The sequence below is a fragment of the Rhodococcus sp. USK13 genome (assembly GCF_018343855.1).
Lineage (GTDB): Bacteria > Actinomycetota > Actinomycetes > Mycobacteriales > Mycobacteriaceae > Rhodococcus_F > Rhodococcus_F oxybenzonivorans.
Genome location: NZ_CP069242.1, coordinates 1,901,299 through 1,913,827, shown reverse-complemented (window position 1 = coordinate 1,913,827; position 12,529 = coordinate 1,901,299). Strand labels below are relative to the sequence as shown.

Annotated in this window: 16 protein-coding genes; 12 read left to right on the top strand and 4 right to left on the bottom strand. The window is 66.1% G+C overall.

Annotated features, from left to right (window positions below; translation table 11 throughout):
* The first annotated feature begins 90 nt into the window (after window positions 1-90).
* The 8 genes from JQT59_RS11695 (at window position 91) to JQT59_RS11660 (ending at window position 5,591) form a co-directional block, all read left to right on the top strand.
* Entirely contained in the window at window positions 91-798 is a 708-nt protein-coding gene (locus JQT59_RS11695) for an energy-coupling factor ABC transporter permease (RefSeq protein ID WP_213576277.1), read from the top strand.
* Window positions 795-1,154 (top strand): PDGLE domain-containing protein, encoded by a 360-nt coding sequence (locus JQT59_RS11690; RefSeq protein WP_213576276.1) that lies wholly within the window; start codon window positions 795-797, stop codon window positions 1,152-1,154. The genes JQT59_RS11695 and JQT59_RS11690 overlap by 4 nt, the downstream gene beginning before the upstream one ends.
* Before the next feature lie 2 nt (window positions 1,155-1,156).
* A complete protein-coding gene (cbiQ, locus tag JQT59_RS11685; protein ID WP_213576275.1) occupies window positions 1,157-1,921 on the top strand; it encodes a cobalt ECF transporter T component CbiQ in 765 nt (254 codons plus the stop codon).
* Window positions 1,918-2,730, top strand: coding sequence for an energy-coupling factor ABC transporter ATP-binding protein (locus JQT59_RS11680; protein WP_213576274.1), 813 nt, complete (start codon window positions 1,918-1,920; stop codon window positions 2,728-2,730). Before cbiQ ends, JQT59_RS11680 begins: the two co-directional genes overlap by 4 nt.
* Before the next feature lie 37 nt (window positions 2,731-2,767).
* On the top strand, window positions 2,768-3,832 hold the full coding sequence (locus tag JQT59_RS11675; RefSeq protein ID WP_213576273.1) for a class I SAM-dependent methyltransferase: 1,065 nt from the start codon (window positions 2,768-2,770) through the stop codon (window positions 3,830-3,832).
* A gap of 359 nt (window positions 3,833-4,191) precedes the next feature.
* The gene (locus JQT59_RS11670) at window positions 4,192-4,617 is read left to right on the top strand and encodes a hypothetical protein (RefSeq protein WP_213576272.1); all 426 of its coding nucleotides are present in this window, start codon (window positions 4,192-4,194) and stop codon (window positions 4,615-4,617) included.
* Between the two features lie 111 nt (window positions 4,618-4,728).
* Window positions 4,729-5,199: a MarR family winged helix-turn-helix transcriptional regulator gene (locus JQT59_RS11665; RefSeq protein ID WP_213576271.1), complete on the top strand. Its 471-nt coding sequence runs from the start codon at window positions 4,729-4,731 to the stop codon at window positions 5,197-5,199.
* The gene (locus tag JQT59_RS11660; protein ID WP_213576270.1) at window positions 5,196-5,591 is read left to right on the top strand and encodes a DUF5313 family protein; all 396 of its coding nucleotides are present in this window, start codon (window positions 5,196-5,198) and stop codon (window positions 5,589-5,591) included. Before JQT59_RS11665 ends, JQT59_RS11660 begins: the two co-directional genes overlap by 4 nt.
* A gap of 297 nt (window positions 5,592-5,888) precedes the next feature.
* Here JQT59_RS11660 and JQT59_RS11655 read toward each other — a convergent pair whose 3' ends face one another.
* From JQT59_RS11655 to JQT59_RS11640, 4 genes are all read right to left on the bottom strand, one after another.
* A complete protein-coding gene (locus tag JQT59_RS11655) occupies window positions 5,889-6,260 on the bottom strand; it encodes a type II toxin-antitoxin system VapC family toxin (RefSeq protein WP_249354347.1) in 372 nt (123 codons plus the stop codon).
* 5 nt (window positions 6,261-6,265) lie between these two features.
* Entirely contained in the window at window positions 6,266-6,514 is a 249-nt protein-coding gene (locus JQT59_RS11650; protein ID WP_249354346.1) for a type II toxin-antitoxin system Phd/YefM family antitoxin, read from the bottom strand.
* Window positions 6,515-6,602: 88 nt separating this feature from the next.
* Complete coding sequence (locus JQT59_RS11645; RefSeq protein WP_213576269.1) at window positions 6,603-7,799, bottom strand: CaiB/BaiF CoA transferase family protein; 1,197 nt, start codon at window positions 7,797-7,799, stop codon at window positions 6,603-6,605.
* Between the two features lie 8 nt (window positions 7,800-7,807).
* The gene (locus JQT59_RS11640; protein WP_213576268.1) at window positions 7,808-8,173 is read right to left on the bottom strand and encodes an ArsR/SmtB family transcription factor; all 366 of its coding nucleotides are present in this window, start codon (window positions 8,171-8,173) and stop codon (window positions 7,808-7,810) included.
* A 162-nt stretch (window positions 8,174-8,335) separates the two neighbouring features.
* Between JQT59_RS11640 and JQT59_RS11635 the strand changes: the two genes are divergently transcribed.
* From JQT59_RS11635 to JQT59_RS11620, 4 genes are read left to right on the top strand one after another with little or no spacing between them, the layout of a single operon-like run.
* Window positions 8,336-9,904, top strand: coding sequence for a long-chain-fatty-acid--CoA ligase (locus JQT59_RS11635; protein WP_213576267.1), 1,569 nt, complete (start codon window positions 8,336-8,338; stop codon window positions 9,902-9,904).
* Window positions 9,901-10,956, top strand: a complete 1,056-nt coding sequence (locus JQT59_RS11630) for an MBL fold metallo-hydrolase (RefSeq protein ID WP_213576266.1) — start codon at window positions 9,901-9,903, stop codon at window positions 10,954-10,956. The genes JQT59_RS11635 and JQT59_RS11630 overlap by 4 nt, the downstream gene beginning before the upstream one ends.
* Window positions 10,957-10,966: 10 nt before the next feature.
* Entirely contained in the window at window positions 10,967-11,728 is a 762-nt protein-coding gene (locus JQT59_RS11625; protein WP_213576265.1) for a crotonase/enoyl-CoA hydratase family protein, read from the top strand.
* Window positions 11,725-12,528 (top strand): enoyl-CoA hydratase/isomerase family protein, encoded by an 804-nt coding sequence (locus tag JQT59_RS11620; protein ID WP_213576264.1) that lies wholly within the window; start codon window positions 11,725-11,727, stop codon window positions 12,526-12,528. The genes JQT59_RS11625 and JQT59_RS11620 overlap by 4 nt, the downstream gene beginning before the upstream one ends.
* The last annotated feature ends 1 nt before the right edge of the window (window position 12,529 follow it).

Below are 12,529 nucleotides of genomic sequence, written 5' to 3'. Positions count from 1 at the left end.
GCTGTCGCGGGACCCATGAACAGCTGTTCAAGTGTTCACACGAGAAACTAGACTGCAGAGACGGGACAGCTGCCGGCTGAGGAGGGTGACATGGAGTCCGTAGCCATGCACATGAGTGACGGGCTGATCAATGCCCCGACGTCGGTCCTCTTCCTCGCCGTCGCGGCGGTGGGGCTCGCTGTCGCCGCGTGGCGGGCCCGTTCCGAACTCGACGATCGCACCGCCCCCATGGCCGGTCTCGTAGCTGCCTTCATCTTCGCGGTGCAGATGGTGAACTTTCCCGTCCTTCCCGGGGTGAGCGGACATCTCCTCGGTGGTGCACTGGCGGCCATTCTCGTGGGGCCCTACACGGGTGCGCTGTGCATCGCGATCGTCCTGGTCGTTCAGGCGCTGCTCTTCGCGGACGGCGGGCTGACAGCCTTGGGTGCGAACATCACGAACATGGCGATCATCGGGGTGACGGTCGGCTACGTCGTCGCGCTAGTCCTGCGCCGACTCGCACGACCCGAGGATCTTCGTCTCCGCGTGCTGGGCGCTCTCGCGTTCACCGCTGCGCTGTGCGGAACCGTCGCGGCGTCGATGGGCTTCGTCCTCGAGTACGCCATCGGCGGTCAGCCCGCTGCCGACGGCGCCACTGCGCTCGGCTCGGTGGCGGCCTACGTTCTCGGCGCCCACATCCTGATCGGAATCGGCGAAGGAATCATCACCGCCGTCACGGTCACGGCGGTGGCCCGGGCCCGACCCGACCTCGTGTACCTGCTCCGGACCACGCCGCGCGACGTGTCGGTGGGCGCATGAGCGTGTCGACGTGGTCGTTCCGCCGCTTCCTTCTCGGTTTCGCGCTGGCGGTACTGCTCATTGCCGGGGTGCTGTCCTCTCTGGCGAGCTCGAGTCCGGACGGCCTCGACGCTGCCACGACACGCGGATGCGACACCGTCGAGACCGACACCGGCGCGGCACTGGTCGGGGACTGCATTGCGAAGAACGCCGAGGACCACCACTTGTCGGCATCCCCGCTCGCCGACTACACGGTGAGCGGACGATCGGGTTTCACCGGGGTGGCCGGAATCATCGGTGCGGCCGCGACCTTCGTCGTCGCAGCCGCCGCATTTCGGCTCCTCGCCCGCGGACGGCGTCACCGAGCCGGACCCTGATCATGAGTTCCGGTCACGCGCAGCCGCTTTATCTCCACGGCACATCTGCAGTTCACCGTCTCCCCGTCGAGGTGAAGATCGTGTGTGCGATGGTGACGGTGTTCGCGGTGGTGGCCACGCCCCGCGAGGCGTTCTGGGCCTTTGCCGTGTACCTCGCAGTCCTGGCGGTGGTGTGGCACATCGCCGGAATCGCCCTGACCTGGCTCGCCCCGCGCATGCTGATCGAACTGCCCTTCGTCACATTGGCCCTGTTGTTGCCCTTCGCGGAGGGCGGCGAGCAGACGACGGTCCTCGGATTGTCGCTGTCGGTGGCCGGACTGCACGCCGCGTGGGGGATCCTGGTGAAGGGCACTCTCGGGGTGCTGGTGTCACTCACGCTCGCCGCCACCACCCCCGCCCGCGATCTGCCGGTGGGACTTGCCCATCTGCACGTGCCCGCCATGTTCACCACGATCGTGGTTCTCATGCTGCGGTACCTCGATCTACTCACCTCGGAGGTCGCCCGGATGCGCACCGCACGCTTGTCCCGGGGTGACGATCCGCGGACACTTCGCCAGATCGGCGCCACCGCGCAGGGTGTGGGCGGATTGTTCGTCCGTTCCTACGAGCGGGGCGAGCGCGTACACCTGGCCATGCTGTCGCGCGGGTTCACGGGGGCTGTTCCCACAGTCGGTGCTCCTCCGGCGTCCGCCGCGGCGTGGTCGGCCGGCCTCGTCCCCGCCGTCTGCGCGGCGGGTATCTGCCTCGCGGCCTGGACCCTCCGATGACGGCCGCCGTGCACCTCGAGGGTGTGTCGTATTCCTACCCGGATGGCAGGAAGGCACTCGACCGAATCGACCTCACCGTGAGCCCGGGCGAACGGGTAGCGGTTCTCGGCCCGAACGGTGCCGGCAAGACCACTCTGATGCTGCACCTCAACGGAATTCTGACCGCCTCGGACGGTCGAGTCACCATCGGTGGGGTACCGGTGTCGCACAACACCGACCGGAACACGCTGCGCGAGGTGCGGCGGCGGGTCGGCATCGTCTTCCAGGACCCGGACGATCAGCTCTTCATGCCCTCCGTCGCGCAGGACGTCTCCTTCGGCCCGGCAAATTTCGGTGTCACCGGTGCGGCACTCGACGACCGGGTGCGCATCGCGTTGGCCGCCGTCGACATGATGTCGCATGCCAATCGCAATCCCGTTCATCTGTCGGTGGGGCAACGGCGTCGGGTCGCCCTGGCCACCGTCCTCGCGTGCGCTCCGGACGTGCTGGTGCTGGACGAGCCGTCGAGCAACCTCGATCCGGTTGCCCGGCGTGAACTGGCCGAAGTCCTGCTCGGGGTGGACACCACCCAACTGCTGGTAACCCATGACCTTCCGTACGCTGCGCAGTTGTGCACCCGCGCGGTGATTCTCGACGAAGGCCAGGTGGTGGCGGACGGACCGATCCTCGACCTGCTCGCCGACACAGACCTGCTCGCCCGCCACCGCCTCGAGTTGCCGTGGGGTTTCCAGCTTCCCGGACGCTCGACCGACTCCGGCGCGAATGTGCACTGCGAGCAACCGAAACGGGGACATCGGCTACCGCGGTAGGTCACCATGAGGGGACCACCCACACCGGAGGTCAGCGATGCCCACACCCGGAGCCGACGCAGTGGCGCAACGCGTCTTCGACGCCTCCCTCGGCGCAATCGACATACTCTCCATTCATCTGGGAGATCGACTCGGCTGGTATCGAAGTCTCGCACATCAGGGCCCCGCAACAGCGGACGAACTGGCCGAACGCACCTCGACCCATCCGCGGTACGCACAGGAGTGGCTCGAACAACAGGCGGTGACAGGGCTGCTCACCGCAGACGGCGGCAGCCCCCGGAGATTCACGTTGGAGCCCGGTGCGGCCGAAGTGTTCACCGATGAGAAAAGCCTGGCCTACCTGGCGCCGCTGGCCCGGATTTTCGTCGCCGCCACCACACAGATGCCCGCGCTGATCGAGGCGTATCGCACGGGAGGCGGTGTGGGATGGGCACAGTACGGTGTCGATGCAAGGGAATCGCAGGCGGATATGAATCGGCCGTGGTACGAGCAGGTTCTGCCGGGAGCGCTCGCATCGGTACCCGAGGTCGACGCACTTCTGCGCACCCCCGGTGCCGCCATCGCCGATGTCGGATGTGGGGGCGCGTGGTCCACGATCGCCCTGGCGCGCGCCTATCCCGATGCCCGGCTGGATGGTTACGACATCGACGGCGCCACTGTCGAACTCGCGAAACACAACGTCCGCGATCAAGGGGATGTTGCCGACCGGATCACAATCACCGAGTCGGATGCAGCGGGCATTCCGGAGGGCGCCTATACCGCTGCATTCGCCTTCGAGTGCATTCACGACATGCCTGCACCTGTCGCCGTATTGACGGCGATACGCAAGGCTCTGGCACCCGGTGGAGTCATGATCGTCATGGACGAGGCGGTGGACGACGAGTTCTCGGCACCGGGAAGCGACATCGAGCGGTTGATGTACGGATTCAGCCTGACCGTGTGCCTGCCGGACGGAATGAGTTCCAGTCCGAGTGCCGCCACCGGAACGGTCATGCGTCCGAACACCTTGCGAAAGTACGCCGAGGCTGCCGGTTTCGGCTCGATGGACATCCTTCCCATCGAAGACTTCGGGTTCTGGCGTTTCTACCGGCTGACCGTGTGACACCTCGTGCCGGTGAGGCGTATGTAACGAATTTTGCGTAAACGCCGAAAAGTGGGATACCCGAAGGGGGAAGATGTTCAGCAAGCGACTAGGCATGGGAAGCACCATGACACTGCAGGATTGCACAGGGTTGGACACGCTCCTCATAGCCACGACGCGCGTGCCCTGCCCCCTTCGCCCCTCCACGCCGAGAGATGAATTCGGGAGGGCTATGGAGTAGGCGACTCACCGGGGAGCATCACCGCGCACCCACATATGCATGTAGCCGTTCGGTACTTCCAGCGAATATGGTCCACGCACAACAATGTTCGGTGCTCAGGTGGAGTCCGTGTTCGACCTACGACATGGTGGGAATTCTCATGAAACTTCTCAGAACTCTGGCATTGTCCATTTTCGTCGTCGCTGCGATGGTAGTCGGCGCCGGCACGGCCTACGCCGATCCCGGCACGCAGGGAATCGACTGGAGCCAGCCCTTGATGACCCCGACCGCCGAAGGCAGTAGCCAGGTGGCTGAACAGTTCTTTCCGGAAAATGACGCCAAACAGGCCGCCTTCGACAACATGACCAGCGAGATCAACACCGGTTGGAACAACGCGGGCCTGCAGGGCATGGCCATCGGTTCCAATGTGGGCATGGCAATCGGGTGCGTCTCGATCTTCCCCAACTTCATCGCCGGATGCATCATCGGCGCCGTCGTCGGCACGATTGCAGGAGCCGTGATCGGTGTCGGTGTGGGAAATCCGAACGCGCAGCCCGCGGTGGAGCAGTTCTTCGCCACACCCTGAGCGAAGAGCGAACCGCAGCCCGGCCCTACACAGGCCGGGCTGCGGTGTTTTAACTCACCTTTAGTTAGTGGGCGATTGGTTAGTGCACGAACTATCGGTTACCCTGAGCTGGTGACCACGAACGTTGCCGAAGACCCCCTCGCACTCGACAGGCAGGTGTGTTTCGCACTGGCGGTCGCCAATCGAGCAGTCCTGGGCGTCTATCGGCCGATCCTCGAACCGTTGGGACTCACTCATCCGCAGTACCTGGTGATGCTGGCCCTGTGGGGTACCTCCCCCATGTCGGTCAAGGAGATCGGCAACGCCCTGCAACTCGATTCCCCCACGCTGTCGCCGCTGCTCAAGCGACTCGAATCGTCCGGGCTTCTCACCCGTACCCGCAGCGCGGACGACGAACGCCAGCTCGTCGTCGAATTGACCGACGCGGGCAAGGCGCTGCGCGCACAAGCCGAAAAAGTGCCACCCGCCGTAGTCGAAGCACTCGGAGTGGAACTGTCCGAACTGATGGAACTGCACAGCGTGCTGACCCGCATCAACGCCGCGGCCGTCAAGGCAGGCGCGCTGGGAGGAGTGGACAAGTGACCAATCGAAGCCGCGGTGCCCGGATCCGGCCGACGCCCTTTCAATGGCTCGGCTACGCGTTCGGACGCAGATTGCCCGACTCGATGCAGGACTGGGTTCGGAACGATCTGATCGGTGACTGGGCTGTGCCGCGACACCTCGTCCGCAGCATGGTGCCGTTCATTCCGGTGTTCGCGGCCTTCTTCCTCTTCCCCGGGCCCGTGTGGTTACGCGGTTCCATGGTGCTGCTCGGGGTGTTCCTCGCCCTCTTCTACAGCGTCGCCTACATGGCGCAGAACCGATCACGCCGCCTCGAAAAGCACGGACTTCCGCCCGACTTGGAAAACCCGAAAGCCAGACGCCGGCACGACGCCGAACGGGCCGCGTACTACCGGGCGCATCCCCGTGTGTGAGAGCTGAGATCCTTCGGGGTGTCCTGATCGACGCCCCGCTTCCGGAGACGTGCCGATCAGCTCGAGGCTGTCACATAGCGCGCCCTGATAGCGCCCGATCGACAACCGGTGAGGGATCGTCTACCGGCGACGGGCTCACTGCAGCGGTCGGTTTCAGAGTCGTGATCGCCGCGCCGATACGGCCAGGTTCGGTACAGGTATGCGAGGCAGTGTGGCGATGCCGCCAGCCCGCGGCATCAACTTTTACCAGCCCGCCTGTACAAAATACGAATTCGCTTTACCGGTCACACGGTGCCGTCAGAGTGTGGCGACATCCAGCAGGTGTTCGATGCCGCGAAGGTCGTCGGCGTTGCGTGTCACGAGTCGGGCGTTGTTCGCGTGCGCGGTGGCGGCGATCATCAGATCGAGGGCTCGGGGCTGAGGTTTGCGGCCGTATGCTCGCACCGCTGCGGTCAACTGCCCGTAGCTTCGAGCGACACCGGCGTCGACGGGTAGGGGTTCGAATTTGCGTTCCACGGCGATCAGTCGCTGCAACCTCTGAGCACGCTGCAGCGCGGTGGTCGCGACCAGGAGTCCGAAGTGCAATTCGGCCAGGCTCACGGCACTGATCGCGACCTCCCCGTCAATGGGCGGGACATCGTTCGCGATGAGGATGCTCGTATCGAGCACAGTCCTCACCGGGATGCCCAGGGGTCCGCGATCGGATCGTCGATCAGATTGCGGTCGGCTTCCCACGTCGGATCGGTATCCGTCTGGAAGATGTCGGCGACCTCGTCGAAGGCACACCACGTCTTCCGCCCGGCCGGGCCGAGGATTGCGCTCGGCCTGCCGGCGACCGTGATCAGCATCGTCTCCCCGGCTTCGGCACGTTTGACGTAGTCACTGGCATGCTGGCGCAGTTCCTTCAACCCGAGACTCTCCACACCCTCATGGTAGCACTAATGCTACTTTGACTTACCAGGTTGATCAGCGACTCATCGCCGATAGTCAGGACTCGGAGGCCCTACCACGTCAGCCGACCACGCCGGCCTTCCGCATCGCTGCGATGTCCGCAGCCGAGCACCCCAGCTCACCGAGGACCTGATCGGTGTGCTCACCGAGAGCCGGAATGTCACCCATCCTCATCTCCACATCGGCGAATGTCATCGGGGGCAGCACTGCGCTGATCTGTCCCACCTCGCTGCCGACCTGACGCCAGCGGTCACGTTCCTTCAACTGCGGATGGTCGATCAAGCCGCTCATATCGTTCAGCTCCGCTGCCGGAATGCCGGAATCCGCCAGTGCCTGGTCGAGGGCCGCGCGGGTGAACTTCTTCGTCTCCTCGGCGACGAGGGCATCCACCTCTTCGCGATGTTGGACCCGCAGCATGTTGGTCGCATAGCGCGGATGATCGGCGAGTTCGGGTTTAGCGAAGACCTCGGTGACCAACTGCCGCCACCCCCGATCGTTCTGGACCCCGATCAGGATGTTGCCGTCGAGGGTGGGGTACGCGTCGTACGGAACGATGGCGGCGTGTCCGAGTCCGACACGAGGGATCTGCCGGTCGGCGTACATCTTCATGTACATCGGGTGGCCCAGCCACTCCGCGGTCGCGTCGAACATCGACACGTCGATTTGCGCGCCCACCCCGGTTCGTTCACGTCGGAACAGCGCACTCAGGATCGACGTCAGCGCATACATTCCCGCCGCGATATCGGACACCGGCACTCCGGTCTTGGTGGCCGTCTCGGGTGTTCCGGTCACGGAGATCATGCCGGTTTCGGCCTGCACCAGCATGTCGTACGCCTTGCGTTCCCGCCTCGGTCCCGCTGTCCCGTAACCCGACATGTTCGCCACGATCAGCGCGGTGTGTTCCGCGCGCAACGCCTCGGTCCCGAAACCGAGTCTGCTCGCCGCATCGGGCGCCAGATTCTGCACGAACACGTCGGCACTCGCGATCAACCTCAGGACAGCATCCCGCCCCACCTCGGATTTGAGGTCGACACAGAACGATTCCTTCCCTCGGTTCAACCAGACGAAATGTGAGGCCTCGCCGAAGACGGCGTCGTCGTAGTTGCGTGCGAAGTCGCCTTCCCCGACGCGCTCCACCTTGATCACCCGCGCGCCCATGTCCGCCAGATGACGGGTGGCGAGGGGAGCGGCCACAGCTTGCTCGAGAGCGACGACGGTGATTCCGTCGAGTGGCAGCGTTCCGGGGTCGTTCTCCATGTGGGACTTCACCGTTCCGATTTCGATTCCGGGTGATCGTGATAGTGCGTGGCGCCGATCGCGTGCAGCAACTGGTGCACGGTGTCGTCCGAGAGCCGATAGCGCATCGAGCGGCCGTCGCGCGTGGCCGATACCCAGCCTTGGTGGCGCAGCAGCCGCAGTGCGTGCGAGACGGCGGTACCGCTCATCTCGAGCGCTGCCGCGAGGTCACCGACACAGATCCCCGGCGCGTGGTGCAGGCACAGCAGCAACCGGAGGCGGTTGCCGTCCGACAACAATTCGAAGCGGTTCGCCCACCCCTCGATGTCGGGGCTGTGCAGCGCCGCCGCAGCGCGCTGAACGTCCTCGGGGTTCAGCGCAGGAGTGGGAGCCACTCGGCCAGTCTACAAACGGCCTGACCGCGCCCATGTGCGCATACATAGGCGATCGCTAAGTGTCCGTGCGGTCACGCGTCTTTGTCACCGGCTCGGCGGGGTGGTCGACTGGCGGGACGTGGTACCGGGCGTCGGGTCCCCCAGTCTTCGAGGAGAGCATTTGTGAATGGGCTGCATCTTCCCCAACGCGTCCGGCACCATGCCGCCGAACGCCCCGACGCGCCGGCGGTGACGTGGGGAAACACCACCCTCACGTTCGCGGAGTTCGACCGGCGGACGACTCGCATCGCGGCAGCGCTGTCGTCGTTAGCATCCGGTACCGGTGCACGTGTCGGGGCGTTGCTGCGGATGCGCCTCGAGGGCGCGGAGTGCTTCGTCGCCGCCGCCAAGTCCGGGCTCGTGTTCGTGCCGCTGAATTGGCGCCTGCCCGCCGCCGAGGCTGCCGCGATCGCCGTCGACGCGGCGCTCGAGGTGCTGATCGTCGAGGCCGAGTTCGCGGAGACGGCCGAAGTAGTACGCGAAGCACTCCCCGGTCTGGTCGTCGTACTCGTCGACGACGTGTCGGAGGGAATCCTGCCCGGGGTGTGGACGTGGGATCGGCTCGCCGCTTCGGGCAGCGACACCGACCCGGGGCTGGGCGACGATCCGGACGCGGAGTTGCTTCAGCTGTATACGTCGGGCACCACCGGCGCACCGAAAGGTGTGGTCGCGACGCACCGTAATCTCCACAACGAGCCCGAGGCGCTGCGGATCTACCGGTGGCGCACCGACTCGGTGGCCCTCGACGCCCTCCCGTTGTTCCACATCGCCGGGGCCGGGTGGCTGAGCACCAGCCTGTCCGCGGGAGTGCACGTGGTTCTCCTCGGCGCCTTCGACGCGCGCCACGTCGCCGAACTCGTCGAACGACACCGCATCACCCATGCGTTCCTGGTCCCCTCGGCGATTCAGATGCTGCTGGACCTGCCGGGGCTGAGCGAGCGCGACCTGTCCAGTCTCCAACTGATCGCGTACGGTTCGGCGCCGATCACCCCCACCCTGTTGCGCCGCGCCATCGACCGGTTCGGCTGTGCCTTCGTGCAGCGGTACGGGATGACGGAGACGACGGGATCGGTCACGGCACTCACCGCCGAGGACCACGATCCGGCCGGTGACCGTGCCTACCTGCTGCGTTCCGCCGGCACGCCGATGCCGGGCGTCGAGCTGGCGATCCGGGACATCGCCACCGGCGCCGATCTCCCGGCCGGGGTGTCCGGCGAAATCGTGTGCCGTTCCCGCAACAATGTCGCAGGGTATTGGCACCGACCCGACGAGACAGCGCGACTCTTCACTCCCGACGGCTTCTTGCGCACCGGCGACATCGGGCATCTCGACGCCGACGGATATCTGTTCGTCACCGACCGGGTGAAAGACATGATCATCACCGGGGGTGAGAACGTGTATCCGATCGAGGTCGAGTCGGTGCTGGCCGAGCATCCCGCGGTGGCGGAGGTCGCCGTGATCGGTGTTCCCGACCGGACGTGGGGTGAAGCCGTCACCGCCGTGATCCGGATAGCCGAGGGTGCGGACCCGACCGTCGCCGAACTTCTCGCCTTCTGCGCCGGGCGGCTCGCGTCGTACAAGAAACCGCGGCACATTCGATTCGTGACCTCGCTTCCCCGCAACGCCGGCGGCAAGGTACTCAAGCGCACGTTACGCGAAAACCTCAGTACGGCGGAGGTGGTGCCGTCGTGATCGTCACCGAAGAGGTCGGCACCGTTCAGCGCGAGGCGTGGGCCCGCGGGGTGCTGCCACCGGTCGAGAGCGTACGTCCGGGATTGTGGTCGATTCCGGTGCCGATGCCCCGGAACCCGTTGCGCTACGTGCTGATCTACGCACTTGCACTCCCCGACGGACTCGCGCTGATCGACGTCGGTTGGGACTCCGAGGAGTCCTGGCTGGCTCTCTGCGACGGTATCGCACAGACGGGTCACCACGTCACCGTCGTCCGGTACGCCGCCGTCACCCATCTGCACCCCGACCACTTCGGTCTCGCACCGAGACTGCGGGAGGTGAGCGGCGCCGCCCTCGCGATGCACGCTGCGGACGCCACACTGCTCGGCCACCGCACCCCGGACGACGACACCGCCGACGAACGGACGTGGGAACTTCAGCTCGACCGGCTCGGTGCCCCCGTCGAGGTTCGCTCCGCCGCCCGTGTCGATCTGGTCCGATTCGGTCCCGGCGAGTACATCGACGTGGTGCTCGACGACGGCGCTCCGCTGAACCTGCCCGGCTGGGATCTGCAGGCGGTCTGGACACCGGGCCACACTCCGGGCCATCTGACCTTCGTGGACGAACGCCACGGACTGCTGTTCAGCGGCGACCACATGCTTCCCCGCATCAGCCCCAACATCTCGACAATCCCCGGCGAGCTGGACAACCCGTTGCACCGCTACCTGCTCTCGCTGCACGCCACCACCACCATGCCGGACGGACTGGTGCTCCCGGCCCACGAGTACCGGTTCCGCGGAATCGCCGACCGGGCGCAGCAGCTGATGAGTCACCACGAGGAGCGGTTCGCGGAAATTGTCGCCGCCCTCCGTGACCGCCCCGAGTCGACGGCGTGGGAGATCTCGACGAACGTGTCGTGGTCGCGCCCGTTCGATTCCATGTCCGACCGTCTCCTGCGTCTCGCGGTTCGCGAAACGCATGCCCACCTGCTGGTACTCGCCGACCGCGGACACATCCGCTCGCTCGGCGGCCATCCGGAACGCTGGACACTTCCCATTACCCCGACACCGTAGAAGGACACCCATGAACGTGGTTCTCACCGATTTCGCCGACGGCGTCGCCGTCATCACCCTCAACCGCCCGGAAGCGAAGAACGCCGTCGACCTCGAGGTCGCCAAGGCCCTCGCCGCCGCCGTCGACGAGTTCGAAGAGCGCCCCGACCTCACCATCGCCATTCTCACCGGCGCCGGCGGGACATTTTGCGCCGGAATGGATCTCAAGGCCTTCTCCCGCGGTGAACGCCCGTCGCTGCCCGGGCGGGGCTTCGGTGGGCTCACCGAAGCTCCGCCGACGAAGCCACTGATCGCCGCCGTGGAGGGTTGGGCTCTGGCCGGCGGGTGCGAGCTGGCGTTATCGGCCGACATCATCGTCGCGGCGAGGGACGCCAAGTTCGGTATTCCCGAGGTGAAGCGCGGATTGGCCGCAGCCGCAGGCGGTTTGCTGCGGCTACCGAAGGTGCTGCCTTACCCGATCGCCATGGAGATGGCAATCACCGGCGACCCGCTCACGGCGGAAGCGGCCCACGCGCACGGCCTCGTCAACCACCTCACCGAACCCGGCGAGGCACTTCCCACCGCACGCGCGCTGGCCGCGCGCGTCGCCACCAACGGTCCCCTCGCGGTCCGGGCCACCAAGCAGGTAGTCGCGATGGCTGCCCGATACACCGACCCCGACGCGTTTGCCGCGCAGCGGCAGTACCTCGACCCGGTGTTCGCATCCGAGGATGCGCAGGAAGGTGCGCGGGCGTTCGCCGAGAAGCGGTCACCCGCGTGGTCCGGCCGATGAGCGGGGACACGGTATCGGTGACCCGCGACGGCGCTGTGGCCACCGTGACCCTGAATCGGCCCGACCGCATGAACGCGCTGACGCTGGACGCGTTCGTCGAGTTCGAGGACGCTCTGCGTGTGCTCGAAGCGGAGCGCCAGATACGTGCCGTCATCGTCACCGGCGCGGGCGGCAACTTCTGCACGGGCGCCGACGTCGAACGACGGACCGGGCAGCATCCTCTCGACCGGATGCGGACGATCAATTCGGTCGCCGCGACCCTTGCCGAATTTCCGAAGCCGGTGATCGCCCAGATGGAGGGTTACGCCGTGGGTGCCGGGTGGAATCTCGCCCTGCTCTGCGACCTCGTGGTGGCCTCCACGACGGCGAAGTTCAGTCAAATCTTCGCGAAACGGGGACTGTCGGTCGACTTCGGCGGGTCGTGGGTGCTTCCCCGGCTCGTGGGGCTACACCAGGCCAAGCGCCTGGTCATGCTCGCCGAGATGGTCGACGCCGCAGAGGCCCACGCTCTCGGACTGGTATCGGTGCTGGCGGAGCCAGCCGAACTCGAAACGGTCACGCAGGACCTCGCGCGCCGGCTCGCCGCCGGACCGCCCGTCGCGGTGACCCAGTCGGCCCGGCTCCTCGAACAGGGGTCGTCCTCGTCGCTGCGCGAGGCGCTGGAGAACGAGGCGCGAGCGCAGGCCGTCAACTTCGCAACCGATGCGCCGGACGCCTTCCGGGCGTTCGCCCTGAAACGCCCTCCCGCGTTCACCGGTGAATGGGTGGTGCCGAGCGCGACCACGGCTTCCGTACGATGAC